This is a genomic window from Pseudomonas sp. GW821-FHT09A09 (assembly GCF_059418405.1).
Window position 1 is genome coordinate 90,155 of record NZ_JBWKPU010000019.1, and the last position, 24,111, is coordinate 114,265.

The window sequence follows — 24,111 nt, forward strand, 5'->3', positions numbered from 1 at the left end:
CCCCCCCCCCCCCCCCCCCCCCCTCCCCCCCCCCCCCCCTCCCCCCCCCCCCCCCCCCCCCCCCCCCCCGGCTCCTACAGGGGGAGTGTCAGAAAATGTAGTCGGTAGTCAGGAAGCTCGAATCGCGGTTGCGCAGGATGTCGCTGACCAGCGCCTTGTTGCTCTCCTGGAACTTGGTCGCCACCAGTGTGCGGATCGAGAACACCCGCAACGCGTCATGCACCGACAACGTCCCCTCGGCCGAATTCTTGCGCCCGTTGAACGGGAAGGTGTCCGGCCCGCGCTGGCACTGGGCGTTGATGTTGATGCGGCCGACCTGGTTGGCGAAGGTATCGACCAGGCGCCCGACTTCCACGGCGTTCGTGCCGAAGAGACTCAGCTGTTGACCGAAGTCCGAGTCCAGCACGTACTCGATCACGGTTTCCAGGTCGCGGTACGGCACGATCGGCACCACCGGGCCGAACTGCTCTTCGTGGTACACGCGCATCTGCGGATTCACCGGGTACAGCACCGCCGGGTAGAAGAACGACCCACGGCTCTCGGCGCCGTGCTCATTCACCACCTTGGCGCCGTGCTGCGCGGCATCCGCCACCAGCCCATTGAGGTAATCCACCTTGCCCACTTCGGGCAAGGGCGTCAGCGCCACGCCGTCTTCCCACGGCATGCCGGGTTTGAGCGTGGCCACCTTCTTGTTGAATTTGTCGATAAAACTGTCGACCACGGCTTCATGCACAAACAGGATTTTCAACGCCGTGCAACGCTGGCCGTTGAACGACAGCGAACCGGTGACGGCTTCGCTCACCGCGTTGTCCAGGTCCACTTCAGGCAGCACGATGCCAGGGTTTTTCGCGTCCAGGCCCAGGGCAGCACGCAAACGGTGTGGCTTGGGGTGCAGCTTTTTCAGGTCGCTGGCGGCCTTGTTGGTGCCGATGAACGCAAAGATATCGATCTTGCCGCTGGCCATCAGCGCGCTGACGGTTTCGCGGCCGCTGCCGTAGATCACGTTGATCACCCCGGCCGGGAAGCTGTCGCGGAACGCCTCCAGCAACGGGCGGATGAGCAACACGCCAAGCTTGGCCGGCTTGAACACCACGGTGTTGCCCATGATCAGCGCCGGGATCAGCGTGGTGAAGGTTTCGTTGAGCGGGTAGTTGTAGGGGCCCATGCACAACGCCACGCCCAGGGGCACGCGGCGGATCTGGCCGAGGGTGTCCTGTTCCAGCTCGAAACGGCTGCTGCGGCGGTCGAGTTCCTTGAGGGCGTTGATGGTGTCGGTGATGTAGTCGCAGGTGCGGTCGAATTCTTTTTGCGAGTCTTTGAGGTTCTTGCCGATCTCCCACATCAGCAGCTTGACCACCGCTTCGCGCTGCTCGCGCATGCGCCGCAAAAACGCTTCTACATGCTGGATCCGATCAGCCACGCGCATCGTCGGCCATTCACCCTGGCCCCGGTCGTAAGCGCGCACGGCGGCGTCCAGGGCGGTGAGGGCGGTTTCGGCGTCCAGCAGCGGCGTGCTGCCAATGTGCACGCGTTCTTCACCGAACTGCACCGGGCTTTGTACCCGGGCCAAGGGACCGTTCCACACGTGCAACTGGCCATCGACCAGGTAATCCCGTTGTTCAATGGGCGCCCCAAGCTGGAATTGCGCGGGAATCTCGGCGGCGGTGGCGGGAAACAGCTGGGCGAGCAGGTTGCTGGTGGTCATGTCGCTACCCCTGGAATAGTTGCAAAACATGACTAGAGAGTCACCCAACAACAGGCTCTATGGCAAGGCTTGCGCGCTTTCTTCTACGCCTGCGGGTAAACTGCGCGGCTTTTCAGAAGGAGTTCACATGAGTCAGTACCAGCCGGGCATTCTTGCCGCACCGGTGCCGTTGCAGGCACGCCATCTGTTTTTTGCCGTGGAAAGCCTGGCCGCCGTGCCCGCAGCGCTGGACGCACTGGTGCAGTTGACCGATTCGGCGGTGGTGGTCGGTTTCGGTGAGCCGCTGGTCAACGCTTTGGGTGTTCACATTGATGGCCTGCGCCCATTCCCGGCCGTCAGCGGCCCGGGCGCGCACAACCCGTCGACGCAGCAGGCGTTGTGGGTGTGGTTGCACGGTGTGGATCGCGGTGAACTGCTGCTGCGCAGCCGCGCGTTTGAAAAAGCCCTGGCCCCGGCGTTTCGCCTGGTGCAGATGACCGAAGGTTTCCGCTACAAGACCGGCTTTGACCTGACCGATTACGAAGACGGCACCGAAAACCCCCACGACGACGCCGCCGTCGAAGCCGCCCTGACCGACAGCGGCGCCAGCTTCGCCGCGATCCAGCAGTGGCAACACGATCTTGACGGTTTTGCCGCGCTGCCAGCCCAGGAGCGCGACCACATCATCGGTCGTCGCCATGGCGACAACGAAGAACTGGACGACGCCCCGGCGTCCGCCCACACCAAGCGCACCGCCCAGGAAAGCTTCACCCCGGAAGCCTTCGTGGTGCGCCGTTCGATGCCATGGGCCGAGAACGGCCAGGCGGGGTTGATGTTCCTCGCGTTTGGCCATTCCTTCGACGCGTTCGAAGCACAACTGCGCCGCATGAGCGGGCTGGAAGACGGGATTGTCGATGGCCTGTACCGCATCAGCACACCGCTGACCGGTGGCTACTACTGGTGCCCGCCGATCAAGGCCGGGCACCTGGACCTGAGCGCACTCGCGTAGCTCCATCTACCTGACATACCGAGCCGCCTGCATCGCCGGCAAGCCAGCTCCTACCATGGATATGCGCCACAGCACCAAACCTGCAGGCGCTGGCTTGCCAGCGATGGCGATGCGTCAGCTTGCATCGCTGCAACGGATAGACCGCGATCGCCGGCAAGCCAGCTCCTACCATGGATATGCGCCACAGCGCCAAACCTGTAGGCGCTGGCTTGCCAGCGATGGCGATGCGTCAGCTTGCATCGCTGCAACGGATAGACCGCGATCGCCGGCAAGCCGGCTCCTACAGTGGGTGCGTCGTGCCCCCCATCCTCTCGATCAGTTGTTCTGCATATCCCTGTGCGCCGCCTGGCGCTGCGCAAACAGCGGCATCATCCCGGCGCCCCGGCAGTGGCGGCAGCCATACACCCCCAGCACCACCGGCTCCTTGACCACGGGCTTGGGCGCAGGCGCCTGCTCGAACCACGTCGGCGCCACAAAACGGTAGCCCTGGCCCGGCGCCGTGGCGATGTAGAACGAATCATCGTCGTCGAGGGCACGCCGCAGTGTCTTGATCTGCGTGCGCAGGTTGCATTCTTCCACCACCAGTTTTGGCCAGGCGATGTCGAGCAGTTCGGTTTTCTCCAGCAGTTTGCCGGGCCGTGAGGCGAGGGCGATAAGCAAGGTCAGGGCACGGCTGCCCAACGCCACGGGTTGCCCGTGCTTGAGCAGCAGATGACGTTGGGGCAGCAGGCGAAACGGGCCGAAGTGGATCTCGAAGGAAGCGTCATCGGTGAGGTAGCTGCGGGTCGGGTACGTCATGTCATTTAACCTTTATGCGTTGGAATCACAGCCCGGTGCGGCTCCCTTTTGCGCCGGGTTGCAGGGGAGGGTCAGGTAGTGATTGCAGGGATCGAATGTGCAGTCATGGAACACCTGGAAGTTCTTTCATATAGCGGCGCCTGCGAACTAAGGGTTTTGGCTATTAGTGCAACTGTACTAATTTGCTTGGAAAAATTAGTTGCCCACGAGATTTAAGGTCACTCGCGCCGAGCTATCAAACGCGATCATTAAGTCGCTTTTGTTACAAATGGAAATATCTGGGAAGTTGGGCAAAAGGCTATTAGCGAAAAATGTGAAGTTGTCCCGAAAAAAGTTGTGAAGGTGTGACCTATCAGTCACTTCGGTGCAGGTTTGCTGGGCAGCAAGGCTCGATGAGTCAGAGTGAGAGCCCCGTAAACAGGGGGTTCTGGCGTGTCTTGAATTTTTTATAAAAGTTCCATGACCCTGGTCTGGTGAGTTTTTCTCAACGCAACGTTGAGCCAAACCTTTCACACGCTGTATCTGAAACGTTTCACAAGCTTTCACAGCGAAGGCGTTTTGATCCTGAGTAGTATGGATCCCATGCAAACCAACGGCGGTTCGAAAGCTCACTGTCTGACGTTTTGGGCATTCACCGGTTTGCATACTTTCAGTTTGCTGTTGCGCAACTGAATAACTTCCCTATCGATGCAAGGAGATGAACATGGCTGATGTCCCACCAGTAAAAGCAGGCGGCGCCGACGACGCTATCGCGAAGATGGAAGCGACCTTCAACATGGCTATCGAGAAGTCGGCCAAGATCACCGAAATCAGCACCGCGAAAAAAGCGGAGCTCGACGCCACCAAACAGCGTCCGCAGAACTGATTCGCCAAAACGGGCGGCGCCGGCGCTGCCCGTTTACCTCCTGATTGTTGACCCCGTTGCACCGTTGTTGATCGGCACAGGCGTGCCTGCGGCCTGTGATTCTCAAGGGGGCAAACCCGAACATGACAGCCTTGATTTCTTTGGGTCCGGTCGCCGGTATTGGCGCGCCGACCCTGACAGTGACCGGTGGTTTGCACCAGGGCAGTTCCCTGGTGCTCGACCAGCCGGTCTATACCATCGGCGCCGACCTGGCGGCCGATCTTGTACTCAGCGATCCCGGCATTGCCGGCCTGCACCTGCGCCTGCGTTTTGAAGGCGGGCACGTGGCGGTCGAGGCCCTGGGTGGTGAGGTGCTGATCGCCGGTCTGGTGCGTATTCCCCAAGGCAGTGGCCATCGCGCGCGGCTGCCCTTGCAACTGCGTATTGGCGCGGCAGGCGTGAGCCTGGCACTGCCGGCGGGCGCAGAACAGCCTGTGGCCGCACCGCGCAAGTGGACGCCGTGGATCGTCGCCACGGCGTTGCTGTTCATCTGCGCGGGCGCGTTGGCGTTTCGCAGCGAAGCACCGCTGATTCCCGCAGCCGCCGTGGCCGAGACGCCGGCCGTGAAAAAACCTTCCCGCGAGCAGGCCAAAACCTGGCTTGAACAGCAATTGCTGGCAGCCCGTCTGGACGGCATCAAGGTCAGCAACGGCAACGGTCAGCTCAGCGCCGTGGGCACCTTCGAGCAGTCCCAGAAACCGCAGTGGCTGGCCTTGCAACAAGCCTTTGACCAGCGTTACGGCCAGCAAGTGGTACTCAACCCCCGGGTCACCGCGCGCGCGGATGCTGCGCGGCCGCGTGTGCGGTTCCAGGCCGTGTGGTTCGGCACCAACCCTTATGTGATCAACGACAGCGGCAAGCGCCTGTACCCCGGCGCGGCACTGGCGGACAACTGGGTGCTGGAGCGCATCGAGAACAACCAAGTGATTCTCGCCCGAGGCGAGGAGCGCTTTACCTTCACGTTATGAGCACGTCCATGGAATGCACACGATCCAATCGTAGGAGCGCCCTACGCCCAATACGAGCCCATGCATGAAAGTCGAACCCCGCCCGCTCATCCAAAGTGACGTACGCAGCGCGCCGGTCGAAGCCATTCGCCCGGTCAGTTCGCGCCAGGCGACCGCATTCGAAGCGGTCCTCAAGACCCGCAAGACCCAGACACGCCGCTCCCTGCGCAGTGACCTTGAAGAACTCACCAGCGCCGCCGGCGTCGACTCGCTGCTGTTTGGCAGCGCACGTTCCCTGGAGCTGCTGGAGCACGTGATGGAACACATCCTGCCGACCCTGGACGCCGAGCCGCACATTAAGGAACTGGCCACCGAGTTGATCGGCGAAGAGATCGAGATGCGCCGCAACCTCGAACAGCAACGCTCGGAGGTACATGCCTGATGGCCCGCGATAACGACGACGCCGTGCAACTGCTCAAGGGCATTGGCGAGCTGTACCGGCGCAATGGCCAGTCCCAGCGCGCCCTGGTGATGTTGCTGATCGCCGTCAGTGTCGCGCCCCAGGACGGCGTGCTGCTGCGTTCGCTGGTGCTGGCCTTCACCGACAGCGGCGATGCCACCCGTGCGTTGGGTGCCCTGGACCGTCTGGTCGCCCTGGAAGGCGAGTCCGCCAGCCTGTTGCTGCTGCGCGCCCGTGCGCTGTGGTACGGCGAGCGCAAGGACGAGGCGCGCCAATGCTTCAAACGCTACCTGGCCGCACGCAGGGCCGGAGCATGAGTGCACTCAACCGCCTGAACAACCTGGCGCGCCTCGCTGCGCAGCGCACCGACGTGATCATTGTCGCCTTTATGCTGATGGCGATTGTGATGATGATCATCCCGCTGCCCACCTACCTGGTGGATGCGCTGATTGGTCTCAACATTGCCCTGAGCATCCTGATCCTGATCGTCGCGTTCTACATCGGCCATTCCGTGGAGTTCTCCGCGCTGCCGCCGCTGATCCTGCTCAGCACGCTGTTCCGCTTGTCGCTGTCGATCACCACCACACGCTTGATCCTGCTGCACGGCGACGCCGGCCACATCGTCAAGGCCTTCGGCGACTTCGTGATCGCAGGCCAAGTGGTGGTGGGCATGGTGGTGTTCCTGATCATCACCGTGGCGCAGTTCGTGGTGATCACCAAGGGCGCCGAGCGCGTGGCGGAAGTGGCCGCGCGCTTCACCCTGGACGCGATGCCCGGCAAACAGATGAGCATCGACAACGACCTGCGCAACGGCGATATCGACCAGGCCGAAGCCCGTCGTCGTCGTTCGCGCCTGGAGCGTGAAAGCCAGATGTTCGGCGCGATGGACGGCGCCATGAAATTCGTCAAAGGCGATGCCATCGCCGGCCTGGTGATCCTGGCGGTCAACCTGCTGGGCGGCATGCTGATCGGCATGATCGAGCGCGACATGCCCTTTGGCGTCGCGGTGCACACCTACTCGCTGTTGACCGTGGGTGACGGCCTGATCGCACAGATCCCGGCGCTGCTGATTTCGGTGGCGGCGGGCACGGTGGTGACCCGTGTGAACAGCGACGGCGAAGCCGGCGACCTGGGCAGCGAGATCATCAAGCAACTCGGCGCCAGCTACCGTGCGCTGGGGTTGACCGCGCTGATCATGATCGGCGTGAGCCTGTTGCCGGGCTTCCCGACGTGGGTGTTTATCGGCTTGTCGGCGGTGTTTGGTGGCGCAGCGTTCATGATGTATCGCCGCCATAACCGCCAGCCCGAGGACGAGGTTCAGGTGCTGGCCGAGCTGCCGGAGCCGGTGGTTGACGTGCAAGCCGAACTGGATGACAACCTGCTGCCCGACACCCGCGTGCTGCTGACCCTTGGCAGCGGCTTGTCCCAGAGTGCGCCGCGCCAGTTGCTGCGCCAGCGGGTCGAGGCGTTGTGTCACGACATTCGCACCGACCTGGGCGTGGATGTGCCGGTGCCAGGCATCTACATGGAAGCCAAGGCCACGCCCGGCAGCTTCCGCGTGTCCCTGGAAGGCGTGCCGGTGAGCGAAGGCGAGTTGCCGATCAACTGCCTGCTGCTGCAGGACGACCCGGTGCATGTGCAGTTGCTGGACATCGCCACCGAGCAGGCCGACTCGCCGCTCAACGGCCGCGGCGCGCACTGGATCGAGCGCCAGCACGAAGACACCTTGCGCAACGCCGGCATCGGTTTCCTGCTACCTGATGAAGTGCTGCGCGGTGTGCTCGAACGCAGCCTGCGCCGCTACGCCGCTGACTTCCTCGGTATCCAGGAAACCCGCTTGCTGCTGGAACGCACCGAAGCCACCTACGGCGAACTGGTCAAGGAAGCCTTGCGCCTGGTGCCCCTGCAGCGGGTGGCCGAAACCCTGCGCTTGCTGGTGGGCGAAGGCGTGTCGATCCGCAACCAGCGTGCGTTGCTCGAAGCCATGGTGGAGTGGGGCGCTCGCGAAACCGACGCCGGGCGCCTGACCGAACACCTGCGTGCCGCACTGGCGCGTCAGATCAGCCATCAGTACGCCGACCGCAACCGCGTCATCGGTGCATTGGTCTTGGCGCCGGGCCTGGAAGACCAGTTGCGCGCATCCCTGCGCCGCCAGGAGCCGCAGCGTGAATTGATCCCGGAAGACATCAGCCGCGCCTTGCTCGCCCAGTTGCGCCAGGCCTGCGAGAACACCCGCGAGGTCAACAGCGCGGTATTGCTGGTGCACCCGGAACTGCGCCGCAGCCTGCGTCGCCTGGTGCTGCGCGGCGAATTGGACCTGGCGGTGTTGTCGTTCCGCGAGCTGGCCACCGAGTACAACCTGCAAGCGCTGGTGACCATCAGCCTCACCGATATCTCCAACCGTCGCGCGCCTGCCGCGGCTTCCGTCACTTCCCTGGCGTCTGCCTCATGATGCGTTTTTGTGTGCTGTTGTTCGCGTTGATTTGCACTGCCAGTCAGGCCCAGGAAATTGCCGCCGGCGCCGGGGGCACCCTCAACCTGGCGTCCGGTGAAGGGCGCATCCTGCACTTTGTGGCACCGGTTGATTCGGTGCTGGTGGCCGAGCCGAACGTGGCCGACCTGCAAGTGGTGTCACCCGGCACGCTCTACATCTTCGGCAAGGCACCGGGCAATACCAGCCTGATTGCCTTGGGCAACGACGGTAAACAGATTGCCAGCCTGACCTTGTCGGTCAGCAGTGGCACCCAGGCGGTGACGGCACCGATGCAGGAACTGCACCCCGGCAATGGCGCGCAGATCACGGGTGCCGGTAACCGCCTGATCGCCAAGGGCACCGTTGGCTCTGTCGCTGAAGCCACCGACCTTAATGCGCTGCTCAACCCCCAGGGCCAGGGCTTTCAAAGTGCGATCAACACCACCGAATACACCGGCGCCGCCCAGGTGAACCTGCGCGTACGGTTTGCCGAAGTGTCGCGCTCGGAACTGCTGCATTACGGCGTGAACTGGAACGCGATGTTCAACAACGGCACGTTCTCGTTCGGCCTGATCACCGGTGGCCCGTTGGCGGCCGCGACGGCCGGTGGCCTGGCGACGGCGGGCACCGGCTCCGGCAATGTGAACATCGACGGCATGCTCGACGCGCTGCAGGCCAACGGCATTCTGCAGATCCTCGCCGAGCCGAACATCACCGCCATGACCGGCCAGACCGCCAGCTTCCTCGCCGGTGGCGAGGTGGCGATCCCGGTGCCGGTCAACCGTGACCTGGTGGGCATCGAATACAAGTCGTTCGGGGTGTCGCTGCTGTTCAACCCGACCTTGCTGCCCAACGGCCGCATCGCCCTGCAAGTACGCCCCGAAGTCAGCAGCGTGGTCAGCGGCGGCACCGTGGATTTCGGCAACTTCCACGTGCCGTCCTTCAGCGTGCGCCGTGCCGATACCCGGGTGGAAGTCGGCAGCGGGCAGACCTTTGCCATCGCCGGTCTGTTCCAGCGTGAAAGCAGCCAGGACATCGAGAAACTGCCGTTGCTGGGCGACCTGCCGATCCTGGGCAACCTGTTCCGCTCCAAGCGCTTCCAGCGCAATGAAACCGAACTGGTGATTCTGATCACGCCTTACCTCGTGGAGCCGGTGCGCGGTCGCACCCTCGCCACGCCCCTGGACGCACAACCGGCTACCGCAGCGGCCACCGGACCGCGCAGCGGCGGGGCGTTCGGTTTCTACATGAATTGATGAGGGGGCCTGCGATGACTGCTTTGCGTGTGTTGATGCTGTTGCCCCTGGCGCTGATGGGCTGCCAGACCCACTTGGCGCCGGTGTATTACTCCCCTGAATACCGGGCGGATGGTTTGCCGACCCAATGTCAGCAGCCGCCGGCGACGGACACCATCGGCTTGGGTGAGGATTTCAAGCCGACCCTGGCGTTGGGGTGTGCGAATAATTTGAATTTGATGCAGATGGTCGAGCGCAAGCAGGACCTGACCCAGGGCCGTGCGACGGGCCCGGCCATGGCGGCGCCGGTTGGGCGGGCGGCGCAGGTGTATATCGAGGGGTTTGATCGTGAGCAGTTGCAGCGGCGCAAGGATCAGCAAGAGGCCAAGGCTGGTGCAGCGGGGGGCCAACAATGACCTCCTTCACTGGCACCCGGTATCTCTCTGATTCCCCACATCCCAACTGTAGGAGCTGGCTTGCCAGCGATGGCGCCTATCCAGCCACCCCAACCCTACCTGACACCCTGCATTCCAATTGTGGGAGCTGGCTTGCCAGCGATAGCGGTATGTCTGTGTGCATATCCGTTGCTGCGGTAACGGCGGCTTATGGTTCCGCTCTTACAGCGGGTCACTTTTGGAAGGACCCAAAAGTAACCAAAAGGTCCTCGCCCCACCACTCGGCACCTCGCCTAGGCTCGGTGTGCCCGAACGCAGGCTTGAATCCGTGGGCCGCCGTCATGGGCCATCCCTGGCCCAGGACGGCTAACCCGGCGTCCTGCCGGGTTACCCACGGATTCAAACCTGCGTTCGGCCAGCGTGGTTTTATGGGGCGATTGAGATCAAAAGCAGATCAAGAGCCAGATCAAAAGCAACTTTGTGTTGTGTCAGTTGGGGGCTACCAACCCCAGCTCTTTTGCTTGCGCCACCGGGTCGCTGATGGCTTTGATGCGTTTCGCTTCCGTCACCAATCGCTCACGCTCGGCAGCGGGGATATCGTCCAGCGGCAGCGTGGCAACGCGCTGTTCGTACCCGGCCAACACCATCACCAACAGCACATTGCGCTGATGCCGGGGCAGGGCGCGGGGGGATTGGGTGACGGGGGCGATGGCGTCCAGCGCTTGTTGCGATTGCCCACCGAGGGCGTAGGCCAGGGCCAGGTTGCAGCGGTTGTCGAGGTCATCGGGCTTGAGGCTCAGGCTCTTGGCGAAAGCGGTTTGCGCCGCGGCGGCCTGGCCATTGAGGACTTGCGCGACACCCAGGCGGGTGTAGGCCACCGGCAAGCCGCCGAGGTCTGCGGCTTGGCTCAGAGCCGTGACGGCGCGCTGGGTCTTGCCCAATTGCAATTGCGCGGTACCCAGGCCAAGCAGGGCGTCGGCGTTGCGGGCGTCGAAGCCCAGGGCTTGCTGGAAGGCGCGTTCGGCGCCGAGCGCGTCCTTGGCGTCGAGTTTGGCCTGGCCGAGCTTGAGCCACAGGTCGATGCCGGCTCCCGGTTGCGCAGTGGCACGTTCGTACAGCGCCGCCGCGCTGGCGTAGTCGCCGCGTTTGCTCAGGTCATTGGCCAGTTGCAGCGACTTGTCGGAATCGGTCGCAGGTTTGCTGGAGCAGGCAGCCAAAAGCAGGGTACTGGCGAGCAGGAAATTCTTGGACATCGTCACGACTCGTTGGGCGAAGGCGGACGCCATGTAAGCATATTTTTGATGGCCGTCCTATGCCTGTTCGGCAGCAGTTTCGCCCGCGCTGCCGAAGAGCCGGCATGGTTCTCCCAGCCGTACGCCTACGTGCTGGTTGACCAGGATGTGCGCAGCGCCCTGGAAGAATTCGGCCACAACCTCGACGTGCCACTGGTGCTCTCCGACAAGGTGCGCGGCAAGGCCCGCAGCACGATTCGCGCGGCCACCGCCGGTGAGTTCCTGCAGACCCTGTGCAGCACCAACGGCCTGACCTGGTACTTCGACGGCAACCTGCTGTACCTCAATACCAGCGACGAGATCACCACCAAGCTGTTCAAGGCCAGCGCCCTGAACCTGGACCAGTTGCAGGCCTACCTCAACAGCCTGGATGTGTTCGGCCAGCAGCTGTCGATGCGCAATGGCCCCGAGGGCGATGAAGTGTTCGTGTCCGGCCCACCGCCGTACCTGGCGTTGGTGCAGCAGCATGTGGATCACCTGCAACCCAAGGTCGTGGCCGCCCCGGTGGCGCGCGAGCGCGGTGTGCGGGTGTTCCGTGGCGCGCAAGTCAGTACCGAAACCCCAACCCAGTAAAGGAGCAGCACCATGTCCGTTACCCCGATCGACAGTACGCCCGGCACCGGTGGCCCAAGCCCCGAAGCCAAGTTCAATGCCGCGGTGAACAACGCCAAGGCTGCCGATAAACCGGCCGACACCTCCGACACCAGCGATGCCGAATTCAACGATGCGCTGATCACCCAGGCAGTCACCATCGGCGGTCAGTTCATCATCATGCCGAAGATGCAGGAACTGCTGAACGACGCCATGTCCGATGACGACGACGAGTAGGTAACCCTTATGACTATCAGTCTCGCCGCTGGCGCTTCGGCCTTGCCGCCGTCCGCTGGCGCGGGGCCCGCAGGGGCCTCGCAGAATCTGTTCGAGCACATGGCCAATACCGCCAAGGGCATGCCCGAAGGCGCGAGCCCTCACCAGATCGGCTCGGGCCTGATGGAGCGCATGAACAGTTTTATCGACCGCACGCGGGCGTTTTCCGAGCGTGCCGACGTACTCACCAATAACCCGTCGGCGCCGCCTCCGGCCTCGGCGGAAATTCGTACGGCCAGTGCTTCGCCCCAGGGCGAGCCGGGCAAGAAAGTCGGCGAGCAACAGGTCGACCAGATCGTCCACTCCCTGGGCAAGATGTTCGACTACTCCATCGAAACCCAGATGGTGGTGCGCGGTGCGACGCAGATTTCCGGTTCCGCCAACACGCTGCTCAAGGGTCAATAACGCCATGCCAAGCCCAAACCGCGCCCTGCGCCTGTTGCTGATCGGCCTGCTGGCCAGCCTGTTGCAGGCGTGCAACACCGACCTCTATACCAACCTCAGCGAGCGCGACGCCAACGCCATGGTCGCGGTGCTGCTGCGCGGTGGCATCCCGGCGGAACGCAAGACCCAGGACAACGGCCAACTCAAGGTGGTGGTCGACGAAGAACGCTTCGCCGAAGCCATGACCCTGCTCGACAACGCCGGCCTGCCGCAGCAGAGCTTTTCCAATATGGGCGAGGTGTTCAAGGGCAACGGCCTGGTGTCGTCGCCGGTGCAGGAACGGGCGCAGATGATCTATGCGCTGAGTGAAGAACTGTCGCATTCGGTGTCGCAGATCGACGGCATCGTGGCGGCGCGGGTGCACGTGGTGCTGCCGGACAACGACTTGCTCAAGCGCGTGATTTCGCCGTCGTCGGCCTCGGTGCTGGTGCGCTATGACCCGGGCACCGACATCAACACCCTGATCCCTCAGATCAAGACCCTGGTGGCCAACGGCATCTCCGGCCTGAGCTACGACGGCGTGTCGGTCACGGCGATCAAAGCGGCCGTCGCCATCAGCCAGAACCCCGCGCAGCCAAGGTTGGCGCGCTTCATGGGGCTGTGGTTGCTGGAAGACAACCTGCCCCAGGCGCGCCTGATGTTCGGCGGCCTGTTGCTGATCGCCCTTGGCGCCCTCGGTGTGTTGGCTCGCCAGCAATGGGCAAGGCGCCAGGCCCAGGCGTTGTATGTACTCAAGGAGGGTGAATGAGCGTGTTTGAACGTTGGCAAGGACTGATCGCCGAGCCGTTGCAGTTTGTGCGCGGGCCCAGCCTGGGCGCGTGTTTTGCCGCTGAGCTGCCGGACGAGGTGCTGCACGCCATGCACCGCCAGCCGCGGTTTCGCCAGCGCCTGGAACAGTTGCTGGTGAGCCATTATCAATTGGCCCCGCTGGACCAGCTGGTGACGCCCCTGGCCGCCGATTTGCCGGTGCTGCTGTTGTCGCCCGCGCAGTTCGCGCGCTTGCCGAGGTTGTGCGGCGCCATCTGGCACGCCTCGACCTTGAGCCGCGAAATTCGCCGCGACGTGGTCAACGAACTGCGCGAAGGCCTCGGCGCTGATGTGTTCAGCCAGGCCTTGGCATTGCGCCAACTGGGCGGTGCGGCGGATTTGCTGCGCGACCCCGGCGAGCTGATCGACGCCATCGACCGCGACGGCCAGGGCTGCGTAGCCGCCTGGTTGCACGCCCAGCAGGCAGACCTGCAAGGCTGGCTGCGTTTGCGCTTTGTCTTCCCCCAGGGTCAGAGCGCCCGGTTGCCCCGCGACCTGGAAATCGTGCAGGCCGCCGCTGCGTGCCTGGCTGCCGAGGACACCACCCCATGAGTGAATTACCGAGCCGGCCCACGGCGCGCATCCTGCGGGCCGAAGAAGCGGCGTTGTGGACTGAAGGCTTTGCGTTTCTGCAAGCGGCCAAGGAGCAAGCGCAACAGGTCAAGGCCGACAGCGACCAATGGCTGCAAGCCGCCCGTGCCGAAGGCTTTGAAAGCGCACGCCTGGAGGGTGCCGAGCACGTGGCGCAACTGCTGGTAGACACTCAATCCCAGGTGCAGCACTACTTGAGTGGCCTGGAGGCGTCGCTGGCCGACCTGGCCTTGGGCATCGTGCGCGAAGTGCTGGGTGAGCTGGACAACGCCGAGCGTATCGCGCGCTGCACCCGCCAGGCACTGAGCGCGTTCCGCCAGGACCAGGCGCTGACCCTGTGGGTGCCGCCCGCCGACGTCGATAGCCTGCGTCAACGTCTCAAGTCCGAAGGCCTGGCGATTGCCGTGGACGCCGATGAGCAACTGGGCGCCGGCCAGGCCCGTCTCAATAGCCCGGCGGGTTCCGTCGAGTTGGGCCTTGAAGCCCAGTTGCAGAACCTGCGCCGCAGCCTGCTGCCGTTTGCCGAAGAAGGTGTGGCATGAACCTGCAGCATCTGTTGCCGCGCCTGCACGAGCGCTTGGCCCAGGCCCGCCTGCGGCCGATGCACGGCACCGTGTTGAGCATCCGGGGTGTGCTGTTGCGCGCCAGTGTGGCCGGGGCGAGCATCGGTGAGTTGTGCCAGCTGCGTGACCCGGGCAGCGGCCGCAGCCTGAGTGCCGAGGTGATCGGCTTTGATGGCGACGAGGCGATCCTGTCGCCCATCGGCTCCATGGAAGGCCTGTCGACCCGCACGCAAATCACCGCCACCGGCGAAACCCTGGGCGTCGCCGTGGGCGATGCACAGCTGGGTCGAGTGATCAGCCCCATGGGCGATTTTCTCGACGGTGACGGGCTGGCGCCAACCCTGGCTTTGCAGCATTACCCGTTGCACGCCGAACCCCCTGCGCCGTTTTCCCGGCAACTGATCGTACGTTCGATGGCGCTGGGGATCCGCTCCATAGACGGCTTGCTGACCCTGGCCCAGGGCCAACGCATGGGCATCTTTGGCGAGCCGGGCGTGGGCAAGTCGTCGTTGTTGGCCAGCATTATTCGCAACAGTGAGGCCGATGTGATTGTGATCGGCCTGATCGGCGAGCGGGGCAGGGAAGTGCGTGAACTGCTCGACGTGCAACTGGATGCCAAGGCGCGGGCGCGCACGGTGGCGGTGGTCGCGACGTCGGATCGCCCGGCCGCCGAGCGTGTGCGGGCAGCATTTGTCGCCACCACCCTGGCCGAATATCACCGCGATCAGGGCCGCAACGTGCTGTTGCTGATGGACAGCCTCACCCGTTTCGCCCGGGCCCAGCGCGAAATCGGCCTGGCAGTGGGTGAACCGCCGACCCGTCGCGGTTACCCGCCGTCCTTCTTCTCGGCCTTGCCGCGCCTGCTGGAACGCGCTGGCCCCGGGCCGACCGGCAGCATCACCGCGTTGTATACCGTGCTCACCGAAGGCGATGCCGCCAGCGACCCGGTGGCCGAAGAGGCGCGTTCGATTCTCGACGGGCACATCGCCCTCAGCGCCGAACTGGCCCAGCGCAACTACTTCCCGGCGGTGGACGTGCTGCGCAGCCGCAGCCGATTGATGGAACAGGTCGCCGGTGCCGAGCACAAGCGCCTGGCCATGCGCATCCGCGAGCTGATGGCGCGTTATGGCGAGATCGAAATGCTGATCCGCGTGGGTGAGTACTCCGCCGGCAGCGACCCTCTGGCTGACGAAGCCATCAACCGCCACGCCGCGATTGAAGCCTTCCTGCGCCAGAACGCGGATGAGCCGAGTAACCTGGAACAGACCCTGACCCGTATGCGCCAGGTGTTGGCATGAGAACCCAAGGACATACACCGACCCTTTGTAGGAGCCGGCATGACGAAGGAGCAAACCCGATGAAAACCGATCAACTGCGCACCCTGCAAACCCTGCGGGTGCTGCGTGAACAACGGGCCGCCAGCCAACTGGCTGCCCAGCAGCAACGCTGCGAACAGACCCACGGCGTGTTGACCGACGCCAAGGAGCAATTGCGCCTGCACCGAGAAGCCATCGCCGAAGAAGCGCGCCAAGTGTATGCGTCGCTCACCGAAGGCTTGTCGGTGGCCAGTTGGCAGGCAGCCCAGGACCGTCTGCGCGGTTTGTCCGATGACCAGCAACAGCTGGAAAACGACGTGACCCACGTGTCCACCACCCTGCAAAGCCAGGAGCGTGAGCGTGACTTGTTTCGCCAGGAACGCCTGAGCCGTCAGCGTCAGTCGGACGCCTGGCAAAGCCTGCTGGACGGCCGCGAAAGCGATGAGCGCCGCGTGGGCGAGCTGCGCGACGAAGGCGTCGGCACATGATTGCAGCCCTTGCCGATCCGCTGTCGCCGTGGCTGACCCACTACGACCCGGCGCTGCTGGCGTTGCACAACCAACTGCACCGGCGCCGTCGTGCCTGGCAGGGGCGCTGCGCCGGGCAAGACCTGCGTGTGAGCTGGGCCGCCGAGCCGCAGCCCCTCAACGCGCCACGCGATGTGCTGCTGTTGCTGGGGCGTGCGCCGGTGCGCCTGCGTTTGCCCACCGCCGCCCTGGAGCAGGCCTTGGCGCCGCTGGCGTTGCAGTTTGACGCGCAGACGCTGCCGTCGCTGCCGCGCTCGTTGCTGCTGGAGCTGGCGGTGCTCGACCTGATCGAAGCCCTCGAACCGCTGCTCGGCCACCCGGTGCAATTGCTGGAGGCCACCGAAGGCCTGGACCAGCGCCCGTTCGCCGTGCACCTGGCCCTGGAACTGAGCTTCGGCAACGGGCCGGCCTTCAGCGCACAGCTGGATCTGAGCGAAGGCGCCGCGGTGCTGGTGGCGCAGTTGTTGACGCAATACAGCGAGGTCGAACCCGACCCGCTCCCCGGCCTGCGCCAGACCCTGGCCGTGGTCGCAGGCCGGCAGTGGCTGAGCCTGGGCGAACTGCGCAGCCTGCGCCCCGGCGACGTGCTGATGCTTGAACCTGGCAGCGGTTTGCTGCTCGACCTGGACGGCCGCTTGCAGGCGCGCTGCCAACACCAGGGTGATGCCTTGCGCCTGCAGGAAGCCTTGAAAGCCCCCCTTTTGGATGCGGAGAACACGATGAGTGACGTTGATGCGGCTGCGGCCCTGGATGACCTGCCGCTGAAATTGGTGTGCCAGGTCGGCAGCCTGGAACTGACCCTGGCGCAATTGCGCGAACTGGGCGCCGGCAGCCTGTTGCAGCTCAACACCCCCGGCGTGGACAGCGTCGACTTGATGGTCAACGGGCGGCGTGTCGGCCAGGGCCAACTGGTGAAAATCGGTGACGGCCTGGGCGTGCGCCTGTTGAGTTTTGCCACCCCATGACCGGTTATCAGCCGAACCTGATCGAGATCATTCTGGTCGTTGCGACGATCGGGCTGATCCCGTTGGCGGTGGTGACACTCACCGGTTTCATGAAGATCTCGGTGGTGCTGTTCCTGATCCGCAACGCCTTGGGCGTGCAACAGACGCCGCCGAACCTGGTGCTGTACGGCATCGCGTTGATCCTGTCGGTGTACGTGACCACGCCGCTGATTGGCGACATGTACCGCCAGGTGGAGGGGCGCGACCTCAACATCGAGCATGTGGAGCAACTCAAGGATCTGGGCGATGCCCTGCGCCCGCCGTTGCAGGCGCACTTGAAGCGCTTTGCCAATGAATCCGAGCGGGGCTTTTTTGTGCAGGCCACCGAGACCATCTGGTCGCCGGAAGCCCGCGCCGATTTGCGCGATGATGACCTGGTGGTGCTGATCCCGGCGTTCGTCAGCTCGGAACTGACCCGTGCCTTCGAGATCGGCTTCCTGCTGTACATCCCGTTCCTGGTGGTGGACTTGCTGGTGTCCAACGTGCTGATGGCGATGGGCATGTCGATGGTCTCGCCGAACCTGATCTCGATCCCGCTGAAGATCTTTTTATTCGTGTCCCTGAGCGGCTGGTCGCGCCTGATGCACGGTTTGATTCTGAGTTACGGCTAACCCGTGTAGGAGCCGGCTTGCCGGCGATGGCGTCCTTGAGGGCCTCATCGCCGGCAACCCGGGCTCCTACAGGGTGGTGTGTGTTGAGGGGGGAAGATGGGCCAGGACGTATTTTTGTCGTTGATGAAACAGGCGCTGATGACGGTGTTGATGCTCTCTGCGCCGGCGCTGGGGGTGGCGATTATCGTGGGTTTGAGCGTGGGCCTGTTCCAGGCGTTGACGCAGATCCAGGACCAGACGCTGCCCCAGGTAGTGAAGCTGGTGGCGGTGCTGTTGACCATCGTGTTCCTGGGCCCGGTGCTGGCCGGCCAGGTGGCGGAACTCGGCGGCCAGGTGCTGGACAATTTCCCGATGTGGACGCGCTGACCGCCCATGGATGCCAGCCTGACCGCGCAGTTCCTGGAGGTCGCCTACCCGGTGATCAGCTCCGCCTCGCTCGCCGCCTGTCGCGCCATGGGCGTGGTAGTGATCACCCCTGCGTTCAACCGCCTGGGCCTTACTGGCATGATCCGTGGCTGTGTGGCCGTGGCGATTTCCATCCCGATGTTTTTCCCGGTGTTCGAGTCGCTGACGTCAATGCCCGAACACGGCAGCGTGTTTATCGCCGGCTTGCTGATCAAGGAGTTTCTGATCGGCATCCTCATCGGCCTGTTGTTCGGCATTCCGTTCTGGGCCGCCGAGGTGGCGGGGGAGTTGATCGACCTGCAACGCGGCTCGACCATGGCGCAACTGGTGGACCCGTTGTCGTCCGGCGAGTCCAGCGTGATGGCGACGTTGCTCACGGTGATGCTGATCACGCTGTTCTTCATGTCCGGCGGGTTTATCCTGATGGTCGACGGCTACTACCACAGCTATCAGCTATGGCCGGTGACGTCGTTCACCCCGGTGTTTGCCAGTTCGGCATTGCTGGCGGTGCTGTCGATCCTTGACCAGATCATGCGCGTGGGCGTGCTGATGGTCTCGCCGTTGCTGATCTCGCTGCTGATCACCGACCTGATGCTCGCCTACCTGTCGCGCATGGCGCCCAACCTGCATATCTTCGATTTGTCGCTGCCGGTGAAGAACCTGTTCTTTACCATTTTGATGGTGATCTACATCGGCTTTTTGATTCCGCTGATGCTTGACCAGCTTTCCGAATTTCGCGGCACGGTCGAGCTGCTCAAGACCCTGGCAGGCATGGAGTAGCCATGGCCGATACCAGCGAAGAGAAGTCCCAGCCGGCCACGGACAAAAAGCTCAAGGACGCGCGCAAGAAAGGCCAGGTCGCCAAGAGCCAGGACCTGGTGTCGGGCATGGTCATTCTGTTCTGCACCCTGTGCATTTCGATCCTCGCGCCCCGGGCCAAGGCCCAGGTCACTGCGCTGATCGACCTCACCGCGCAGATCTACATCGAACCCTTCGCCACCGTGTGGCCCCGGGTGCTCGACCATGCCGAGCAACTGGTGATCAGCATCACCCTGCCGGTAATGGCGGTGACCACGGGCGTGGTGATCTTGACCAACATCATCACCATGCGCGGCTTTGTGTTCTCGGTGGACCCGATCAAGCCTGAGTTCAAGCGCATCAACCCGGCCGAGGGTATGAAGAAGATCTTTGCCCTGCGCAACCTGGTGGAGTTCATCAAGGGCTTGATCAAGGTGCATGTGCTGGCGATTGCTTTCTACGTGGTGGGCAAGCACGCGTTGCAGGCGTTGATGGAGTCGTCGCGGTGTGGCGCGGAGTGCATGGAGTCGACGTTCTTCCTGGTGCTCAAGCCGTTGGTGTTCACCGTGCTGTGCGCGTTCATCCTGGTGGGCGGGGTGGACGTGATGATGCAGCGCTGGTTGTTCGGCCGCGACATGAAGATGACCCGCAGCGAGACCAAGCGCGAGCGCAAGGACATCGACGGCGACCCGCTGATCAAGAGCGAACGGCGGCGTCAGCGCAACGAGATGCAGGCCTTGGCCACCAAGTTGGGCTTGAGCCGCGCGTCGATGATGATCGGCACCACCGACGGCTGCGTGATCGGCGTGCGCTATGTGCGCGGGGAAACCCCGGTGCCGGTGGTGGTGTGCCGCGCATCACCGGAAGAGGCCTTGCTGATGCTGCAGGAAGCGTACGATCTGGGCATTCCCCACGCGCCGGACAAGGCGCTGGCCGGTGAGATCTACCGCAAGACCGTGCCAGGCGACCCGGTGCCGGATGCCTCGTTCCAGGCCGTTGCGGATTGGCTCGTGGCTGCGCGCCTTATCTGACCCGCCCCCACCCGAACTCCTTTTGGACCTGACCTGAACACCCTTTGTAGGAGCCGGCTTGCCGGCGATGGCGGCCTTGAGCATTGCAGTGATCTCAAGGGCCTCATCCCCCCCCCCCCCCCCCCCCCCCCCCCCCCCCCCCCCCCCCCGGGCTCCTACAGGGGAGGTGGTGTGTGGTCAGCCGTTGTCGACGTCGTGGTACGGCCCGCCGTAGCCGTCGCCCACGCGCCAGATGATGTCGTGGTTGTCGTTGGTCCACTCCGACGGCTTGAGCGAGTACTTGTAGTCCTCGGAATTGCGGTTGTTGCCGTCGCCGATGTAATCCGGGTGGTCGCGCCGATGGTCGCCGCCGCGAATGCTGGAGCGCGCATCCCATTCTTCCTTGCGGAAATCAAAGATGCTCTGGTCTTGCGGGGCATCGCGCTGGCCCCAGTCGGACAAGTAGGTCTGCAGCCACACGTAGGCTTCATCGCCATTGGGCTTGAGCAGGCCGTCCTGCTTGAAGTCCTGGATCTGGTTCCAGTTCTGCATCGAGATCTTGTGCAGCTTGTGCGACTGCACGGTGCTGAGGATCGCGCCGACAAACGACAGTGCACCGGAGATCAGGAAGCCCACCGGGCCGAGGAACGGGATGATGCGGCCGGTGACGCCGAGGGTGGTGAGCACGCCGCCACCGGCGGCCACCAGGCTGCTGACGCCGCCGGCCATGGACAGCGAGCCGGAGGCGATTTTCACCGGGTCTTTTTCCCGCACGCCGTCGCGCAGGGTGAACGCGGCCTGCACCACGCTGATCACACCACCGGCCACGTCGGTGGCCATGCCGATCACCTTGATAGCGCTGCTGGCGAACTTGGCACCAAAACCGGCACCGGCCACGCCGCCGCGGCTGGCGATGCCTTTCTCGATGCCTTCCTGCACCTTCTTCGCGCCTTCATCGCTCCAGCCGCCGCTGTTGAGCACCTTGCCCACGTCCTTGCCGTCGTCCATGGCCTGGTCGACGATCTCGAAGTACTTCTTCTGTACCGCCTCGGCGTCCTTGGGCAGGGCGTGGTAACCCTCGCCGGGCTTGGCCCACAGGTCGGGCAGCGAGCGGTCGAAGCCCATCAGTTTGTAGGCGTTGGTGCCGCGCAACTTGTCATAGACCTTCAGGCCCAGGGTGGCGAAGTGCGAGCCGGTGCCGAGGAAACCGAGGAAGTCGTTGGCGATCCCCAGGCGCTTCATCGGCGTGTCGGCCAACTTGCCGCCCTGGCCCGCCAGCTGGTAGACGATACGGCCCATGCCGATCGCGCCGCCGACCGAGCCGAGTACGCCGTTGTCCTTGAGGAAGGTCAGGTTCTTCACGAACGAACTGCGGTTCTCTTCGCTGAGGCTCGGCATGATCTCCTTGCTCACCGCGTGTTCGATATCGCTGAAACTGATCACACCGTTCTTCTGCCAGGTATCGCCCAGGGAGATCATCGCCTTGCCGAAGTCGGCGGCGGCGCCTTTGTCCTTGAGCAACTGGTCGACGAACTTGGAATACACCCCCAGCGCCTGGCGCGGCAGGCCGTCGGCGCTGCCCTTGAGCATCGAGAGGATGGCCAGGGTGTTGTCCTGGGTGGCCAGGGCGGTGTTGTCATCGCTGATCTTGCTTGGGTCGTCCATCAACTTTTCAACGGCATCGGTGTAGCCGTCGATCTGCAGGTTCTGCAGGAAGTTGTCGGCCTTGGCCGGGTCCACATCCGCCAGGGCGGTGTAGGCGGTCTGGATCTCCTGGGTGGCCAGTTCGGTCTTGCCGTCGTCCTGCAGCGCCTTGATGTACTTGGTGAAGTTCTCCGAGGAGGTGCTGTCGATGAGCTTCTGGTGCACTTCATCGACCTTGGCCTGGCCGCCGTCGACCTTGCCCAGCGCCGCGTCGTGGTTGCTCTTGATGTCGGCCTGGATGGTCGAGTCGCCGAGCAGCTCGCTGATGGTCTTGTCGATAGATTTGGTGTCGAAGATGTTGTCGCGCACATCCCGCGAGGTCACATCGATGGGCGTGGTGGCGATGCCCTGGTTGCCGAAGCCGTGCTCGGGAATGATCGACATGCCGTTGTCGGCCATGCTCTTGGCTTCCACCGCACGCAGGAATTTGGCGCGCGGGTCGTCCTTGCCGATGCTGCCGTCCTTGACCCCGGCGCGGTAGCTGTCCACCAGGGTTTTCATCGACAGGTCCTGCACCGACAGCGGGTTGCCGCTCTCATCTTTTTCGGTGGTGGCGAGGTTGTCCACCGACACGTCCTTGAGCGGCGGCAGGCCGTTGTCGGCGCGCAGTTTGTCGACGTCGGTGGTCTGCTGGGCGATGTCGGTGCGGTAGCCGGAGATCTGCTCGAACATCTGCGGGTTGCTGTCTTCGCTGACCACGATCTTCTCTTCAGCGCCGCCCGGCTTGTGCTGGGTAAAGGCGATCAAACCAGGGCCGTAATCGCCCACGCCGCCGACGCTCATGATGTCTTCGGTGGACGACAAGTACGCATCCGGCCCGGCCAGGCTGTAGCCGTCGCCCTTGGCCTTTTCGATGCCGGCCAGGGTTTGGCCCTTGGTGCTGTAGGCGGCGAAGGCTTCGGGGGTGATGTCCTTGGACACCACCAGCAGTTTGCCGTCGGTGTCGTTGACCACCAGGATGCCGTCTATGGGCGCATCGACCTTGCTGATATCGCCCAGCTTGAGGCTGGCCTCGTCCTTGCGCAGCAGCTCCTGGCCGGGCAGGGACTGGGCGTTCTTGATGTAGTCGAAGGCCTGGGTGCCTTCGCTTTTGTGCACCGCGTGGAGGAAGTTGTAGAAACTGCTGCCGGCGTTGGGGTTGGGGTTGCTCAGGTCCGCGCCGGGCTGCGGCAAGGCGGCCTCGGACTGGCTGATCATGTACTTCTTGCCCTGGTGCTCGAAGAGGATCACGCCGGATTTGGGGTCTTCGGAGACCACCTTGAGCTGGCTGAAATCCAGGTCGCCGGGCAGGCTGGTGACCTCTTCATACCCTTTGGCCTTGCCCTCGGCGAGGGCCGCCTTGGTCACGCCGGCGCTGTTGAAACTGGCGAAGGCCTGGGGCGTGAGCGCTTCGGAAATCACCAGGGTCTGGCCGCTTTCCATCTCGACCTTGACCACCCCGTCCTTGGCTTCACCCACAGATTTCACATTGGCCAGGCGCACGGTGGGGTCGTCTTCGCGCAGCAGTTGCTGGTCGGGGTTGCCCAAGGCTTCACGAATCTCCTTGCCGGCCGGAGTGCCCTGGGTTTCGGCGAGGGTGTGCAGCAGATCATAGAGCGGCGTGCCTTCATCCGGCCCGCCCTGATTGACCGGCGCGACCGCGTGGCCGAAGTGCAGGCCCTTGAGGGTGTCAAAGCCTTCCTGGACCTTCTCGGCGCCTTCGCGGGTGATCTTGAACTTGCTGCCGTCTTGCTCGAAGTAGATGACGCCGGCGTCCTTGTCTTCGGACACGACTTTGAGTGTGTCGATGTCGAGCTTGGCGGGGAGGGCGGTGACTTCCTTGTAGTCGTCGGGCTTGATCTCGCTGGGCTTTTTCAGGGCCTCGCCGGAGTGGGCGGCCAGCACTTTGGGCTTGAAGTTTTTGTCGCCCGACCCGGCGGCTGCCAAGGTCTTGGCCTTGTTGAGCAGGGCGTCGAACACACGTTCCGGTGCCTTGGTTTCGGGGATGCGCGGCGAGGCGGCTTTTTCGGGTCGGTTGATCATTGTTCAGTCCATGTGAGTGGGGGCGCACGAGGACTTGATACTAGGGGGTGGCGGGGGGGGAAAGCGGGATTGTTGGCAAGATCTCACAAGCTTTCACAGGTGTGAAATACCGAGGTCATGTGGGTGTGCTTGGGGGGGAATATCCGTTATCTGGGTAACGGCCACTTATGGTTCCGCTCTTACAGCGGGTCACTTTTGGAAAAGAGCCCGGAATGCCGGCCCAGCCAAAAGTAACCAAAAGGGCT

25 protein-coding genes are annotated in these 24,111 nt (G+C 63.7%); 21 read left to right on the top strand and 4 right to left on the bottom strand.

Annotated elements, in window-relative coordinates:
* Positions 1–88 precede the first annotated feature (88 nt).
* Entirely contained in the window at positions 89–1,705 is a 1,617-nt protein-coding gene (locus AC07OV_RS17940; RefSeq protein WP_495092690.1) for an NADP-dependent glyceraldehyde-3-phosphate dehydrogenase, read from the bottom strand.
* A gap of 127 nt (positions 1,706–1,832) precedes the next feature.
* Here AC07OV_RS17940 and AC07OV_RS17945 point away from each other — a divergent pair, with 127 nt between their 5' ends.
* Positions 1,833–2,693: a Dyp-type peroxidase gene (locus AC07OV_RS17945; protein WP_495092691.1), complete on the top strand. Its 861-nt coding sequence runs from the start codon at positions 1,833–1,835 to the stop codon at positions 2,691–2,693.
* Positions 2,694–3,008: 315 nt separating this feature from the next.
* Here AC07OV_RS17945 and AC07OV_RS17950 read toward each other — a convergent pair whose 3' ends face one another.
* Positions 3,009–3,491 carry a winged helix-turn-helix domain-containing protein gene (locus AC07OV_RS17950; protein ID WP_495092692.1) on the bottom strand — a complete coding sequence of 161 codons (483 nt, stop codon included), beginning with the start codon at positions 3,489–3,491 and terminating at the stop codon, positions 3,009–3,011.
* 703 nt (positions 3,492–4,194) lie between these two features.
* Between AC07OV_RS17950 and AC07OV_RS17955 the strand changes: the two genes are divergently transcribed.
* The 7 genes from AC07OV_RS17955 (at position 4,195) to AC07OV_RS17985 (ending at position 9,926) form a co-directional block, all read left to right on the top strand.
* Positions 4,195–4,356, top strand: coding sequence for a hypothetical protein (locus AC07OV_RS17955; protein WP_016969018.1), 162 nt, complete (start codon positions 4,195–4,197; stop codon positions 4,354–4,356).
* Positions 4,357–4,478: 122 nt separating this feature from the next.
* The gene (locus AC07OV_RS17960) at positions 4,479–5,363 is read left to right on the top strand and encodes a SctD/MshK family protein (RefSeq protein WP_494996468.1); all 885 of its coding nucleotides are present in this window, start codon (positions 4,479–4,481) and stop codon (positions 5,361–5,363) included.
* A 64-nt stretch (positions 5,364–5,427) separates the two neighbouring features.
* Positions 5,428–5,784, top strand: coding sequence for a hypothetical protein (locus tag AC07OV_RS17965; RefSeq protein WP_176998811.1), 357 nt, complete (start codon positions 5,428–5,430; stop codon positions 5,782–5,784).
* Positions 5,784–6,119 (top strand): tetratricopeptide repeat protein, encoded by a 336-nt coding sequence (locus AC07OV_RS17970; RefSeq protein WP_371319385.1) that lies wholly within the window; start codon positions 5,784–5,786, stop codon positions 6,117–6,119. Before AC07OV_RS17965 ends, AC07OV_RS17970 begins: the two co-directional genes overlap by 1 nt.
* On the top strand, positions 6,116–8,254 hold the full coding sequence (gene sctV, locus AC07OV_RS17975) for a type III secretion system export apparatus subunit SctV (RefSeq protein WP_495092693.1): 2,139 nt from the start codon (positions 6,116–6,118) through the stop codon (positions 8,252–8,254). The genes AC07OV_RS17970 and sctV overlap by 4 nt, the downstream gene beginning before the upstream one ends.
* On the top strand, positions 8,251–9,531 hold the full coding sequence (locus AC07OV_RS17980) for a type II and III secretion system protein family protein (RefSeq protein WP_495092694.1): 1,281 nt from the start codon (positions 8,251–8,253) through the stop codon (positions 9,529–9,531). The genes sctV and AC07OV_RS17980 overlap by 4 nt, the downstream gene beginning before the upstream one ends.
* Before the next feature lie 14 nt (positions 9,532–9,545).
* Positions 9,546–9,926 carry a hypothetical protein gene (locus AC07OV_RS17985; RefSeq protein WP_495092695.1) on the top strand — a complete coding sequence of 127 codons (381 nt, stop codon included), beginning with the start codon at positions 9,546–9,548 and terminating at the stop codon, positions 9,924–9,926.
* Positions 9,927–10,393: 467 nt separating this feature from the next.
* On the opposite strand, the gene AC07OV_RS17990 is transcribed toward AC07OV_RS17985, so the two are convergent.
* Entirely contained in the window at positions 10,394–11,158 is a 765-nt protein-coding gene (locus AC07OV_RS17990; RefSeq protein WP_176998807.1) for a tetratricopeptide repeat protein, read from the bottom strand.
* Positions 11,159–11,206: 48 nt separating this feature from the next.
* Here AC07OV_RS17990 and AC07OV_RS17995 point away from each other — a divergent pair, with 48 nt between their 5' ends.
* The 13 genes from AC07OV_RS17995 (at position 11,207) to AC07OV_RS18055 (ending at position 20,161) form a co-directional block, all read left to right on the top strand.
* Positions 11,207–11,770, top strand: a complete 564-nt coding sequence (locus AC07OV_RS17995) for a type III secretion protein (protein WP_176998806.1) — start codon at positions 11,207–11,209, stop codon at positions 11,768–11,770.
* A gap of 12 nt (positions 11,771–11,782) precedes the next feature.
* On the top strand, positions 11,783–12,025 hold the full coding sequence (locus AC07OV_RS18000; protein ID WP_176998805.1) for a hypothetical protein: 243 nt from the start codon (positions 11,783–11,785) through the stop codon (positions 12,023–12,025).
* A 9-nt stretch (positions 12,026–12,034) separates the two neighbouring features.
* A complete protein-coding gene (locus AC07OV_RS18005; RefSeq protein ID WP_016969163.1) occupies positions 12,035–12,469 on the top strand; it encodes a hypothetical protein in 435 nt (144 codons plus the stop codon).
* 4 nt (positions 12,470–12,473) lie between these two features.
* Entirely contained in the window at positions 12,474–13,256 is a 783-nt protein-coding gene (gene sctJ, locus AC07OV_RS18010) for a type III secretion system inner membrane ring lipoprotein SctJ (protein WP_176998803.1), read from the top strand.
* Complete coding sequence (locus AC07OV_RS18015; RefSeq protein ID WP_495092696.1) at positions 13,253–13,867, top strand: type III secretion protein; 615 nt, start codon at positions 13,253–13,255, stop codon at positions 13,865–13,867. Before sctJ ends, AC07OV_RS18015 begins: the two co-directional genes overlap by 4 nt.
* Complete coding sequence (locus AC07OV_RS18020) at positions 13,864–14,448, top strand: FliH/SctL family protein (protein WP_495092697.1); 585 nt, start codon at positions 13,864–13,866, stop codon at positions 14,446–14,448. Before AC07OV_RS18015 ends, AC07OV_RS18020 begins: the two co-directional genes overlap by 4 nt.
* Positions 14,445–15,767: a FliI/YscN family ATPase gene (locus AC07OV_RS18025; protein WP_494996475.1), complete on the top strand. Its 1,323-nt coding sequence runs from the start codon at positions 14,445–14,447 to the stop codon at positions 15,765–15,767. Before AC07OV_RS18020 ends, AC07OV_RS18025 begins: the two co-directional genes overlap by 4 nt.
* A 59-nt stretch (positions 15,768–15,826) precedes the next feature.
* Positions 15,827–16,273, top strand: coding sequence for a hypothetical protein (locus AC07OV_RS18030; protein WP_176998799.1), 447 nt, complete (start codon positions 15,827–15,829; stop codon positions 16,271–16,273).
* Positions 16,270–17,277 (top strand): type III secretion system cytoplasmic ring protein SctQ, encoded by a 1,008-nt coding sequence (sctQ, locus tag AC07OV_RS18035; protein ID WP_495092698.1) that lies wholly within the window; start codon positions 16,270–16,272, stop codon positions 17,275–17,277. Before AC07OV_RS18030 ends, sctQ begins: the two co-directional genes overlap by 4 nt.
* Positions 17,274–17,927 (top strand): type III secretion system export apparatus subunit SctR, encoded by a 654-nt coding sequence (gene sctR, locus AC07OV_RS18040; protein ID WP_017137580.1) that lies wholly within the window; start codon positions 17,274–17,276, stop codon positions 17,925–17,927. Before sctQ ends, sctR begins: the two co-directional genes overlap by 4 nt.
* A gap of 96 nt (positions 17,928–18,023) precedes the next feature.
* Positions 18,024–18,293: an EscS/YscS/HrcS family type III secretion system export apparatus protein gene (locus AC07OV_RS18045; RefSeq protein WP_016969171.1), complete on the top strand. Its 270-nt coding sequence runs from the start codon at positions 18,024–18,026 to the stop codon at positions 18,291–18,293.
* A gap of 6 nt (positions 18,294–18,299) precedes the next feature.
* Positions 18,300–19,112 carry a type III secretion system export apparatus subunit SctT gene (gene sctT / locus AC07OV_RS18050; protein WP_176998797.1) on the top strand — a complete coding sequence of 271 codons (813 nt, stop codon included), beginning with the start codon at positions 18,300–18,302 and terminating at the stop codon, positions 19,110–19,112.
* 2 nt (positions 19,113–19,114) lie between these two features.
* The gene (locus AC07OV_RS18055) at positions 19,115–20,161 is read left to right on the top strand and encodes an EscU/YscU/HrcU family type III secretion system export apparatus switch protein (protein ID WP_176998796.1); all 1,047 of its coding nucleotides are present in this window, start codon (positions 19,115–19,117) and stop codon (positions 20,159–20,161) included.
* A gap of 177 nt (positions 20,162–20,338) precedes the next feature.
* Here the strand turns inward: AC07OV_RS18055 and AC07OV_RS18060 are convergent, their stop codons facing one another.
* Positions 20,339–23,866, bottom strand: a complete 3,528-nt coding sequence (locus tag AC07OV_RS18060) for a hypothetical protein (RefSeq protein ID WP_495092699.1) — start codon at positions 23,864–23,866, stop codon at positions 20,339–20,341.
* Positions 23,867–24,111 lie beyond the last annotated feature (245 nt).

Excerpts from the sequence above, each read along its gene's own strand:
- AC07OV_RS17940 (WP_495092690.1), bottom strand. The coding sequence starts at position 1,705 with ATGACCACCAGCAACCTGCTCGCCCAGCTGTTTCCCGCCACCGCCGCC.
- AC07OV_RS17945 (WP_495092691.1), top strand. The coding sequence starts at position 1,833 with ATGAGTCAGTACCAGCCGGGCATTCTTGCCGCACCGGTGCCGTTGCAG.
- AC07OV_RS17950 (WP_495092692.1), bottom strand. The coding sequence starts at position 3,491 with ATGACGTACCCGACCCGCAGCTACCTCACCGATGACGCTTCCTTCGAG.
- AC07OV_RS17955 (WP_016969018.1), top strand. The coding sequence starts at position 4,195 with ATGGCTGATGTCCCACCAGTAAAAGCAGGCGGCGCCGACGACGCTATC.
- AC07OV_RS17960 (WP_494996468.1), top strand. The coding sequence starts at position 4,479 with ATGACAGCCTTGATTTCTTTGGGTCCGGTCGCCGGTATTGGCGCGCCG.
- AC07OV_RS17965 (WP_176998811.1), top strand. The coding sequence starts at position 5,428 with ATGAAAGTCGAACCCCGCCCGCTCATCCAAAGTGACGTACGCAGCGCG.
- AC07OV_RS17970 (WP_371319385.1), top strand. The coding sequence starts at position 5,784 with ATGGCCCGCGATAACGACGACGCCGTGCAACTGCTCAAGGGCATTGGC.
- sctV (WP_495092693.1), top strand. The coding sequence starts at position 6,116 with ATGAGTGCACTCAACCGCCTGAACAACCTGGCGCGCCTCGCTGCGCAG.
- AC07OV_RS17980 (WP_495092694.1), top strand. The coding sequence starts at position 8,251 with ATGATGCGTTTTTGTGTGCTGTTGTTCGCGTTGATTTGCACTGCCAGT.
- AC07OV_RS17985 (WP_495092695.1), top strand. The coding sequence starts at position 9,546 with ATGACTGCTTTGCGTGTGTTGATGCTGTTGCCCCTGGCGCTGATGGGC.
- AC07OV_RS17990 (WP_176998807.1), bottom strand. The coding sequence starts at position 11,158 with ATGTCCAAGAATTTCCTGCTCGCCAGTACCCTGCTTTTGGCTGCCTGC.
- AC07OV_RS17995 (WP_176998806.1), top strand. The coding sequence starts at position 11,207 with ATGGCCGTCCTATGCCTGTTCGGCAGCAGTTTCGCCCGCGCTGCCGAA.
- AC07OV_RS18000 (WP_176998805.1), top strand. The coding sequence starts at position 11,783 with ATGTCCGTTACCCCGATCGACAGTACGCCCGGCACCGGTGGCCCAAGC.
- AC07OV_RS18005 (WP_016969163.1), top strand. The coding sequence starts at position 12,035 with ATGACTATCAGTCTCGCCGCTGGCGCTTCGGCCTTGCCGCCGTCCGCT.
- sctJ (WP_176998803.1), top strand. The coding sequence starts at position 12,474 with ATGCCAAGCCCAAACCGCGCCCTGCGCCTGTTGCTGATCGGCCTGCTG.
- AC07OV_RS18015 (WP_495092696.1), top strand. The coding sequence starts at position 13,253 with ATGAGCGTGTTTGAACGTTGGCAAGGACTGATCGCCGAGCCGTTGCAG.
- AC07OV_RS18020 (WP_495092697.1), top strand. The coding sequence starts at position 13,864 with ATGAGTGAATTACCGAGCCGGCCCACGGCGCGCATCCTGCGGGCCGAA.
- AC07OV_RS18025 (WP_494996475.1), top strand. The coding sequence starts at position 14,445 with ATGAACCTGCAGCATCTGTTGCCGCGCCTGCACGAGCGCTTGGCCCAG.
- AC07OV_RS18030 (WP_176998799.1), top strand. The coding sequence starts at position 15,827 with ATGAAAACCGATCAACTGCGCACCCTGCAAACCCTGCGGGTGCTGCGT.
- sctQ (WP_495092698.1), top strand. The coding sequence starts at position 16,270 with ATGATTGCAGCCCTTGCCGATCCGCTGTCGCCGTGGCTGACCCACTAC.
- sctR (WP_017137580.1), top strand. The coding sequence starts at position 17,274 with ATGACCGGTTATCAGCCGAACCTGATCGAGATCATTCTGGTCGTTGCG.
- AC07OV_RS18045 (WP_016969171.1), top strand. The coding sequence starts at position 18,024 with ATGGGCCAGGACGTATTTTTGTCGTTGATGAAACAGGCGCTGATGACG.
- sctT (WP_176998797.1), top strand. The coding sequence starts at position 18,300 with ATGGATGCCAGCCTGACCGCGCAGTTCCTGGAGGTCGCCTACCCGGTG.
- AC07OV_RS18055 (WP_176998796.1), top strand. The coding sequence starts at position 19,115 with ATGGCCGATACCAGCGAAGAGAAGTCCCAGCCGGCCACGGACAAAAAG.
- AC07OV_RS18060 (WP_495092699.1), bottom strand. The coding sequence starts at position 23,866 with ATGATCAACCGACCCGAAAAAGCCGCCTCGCCGCGCATCCCCGAAACC.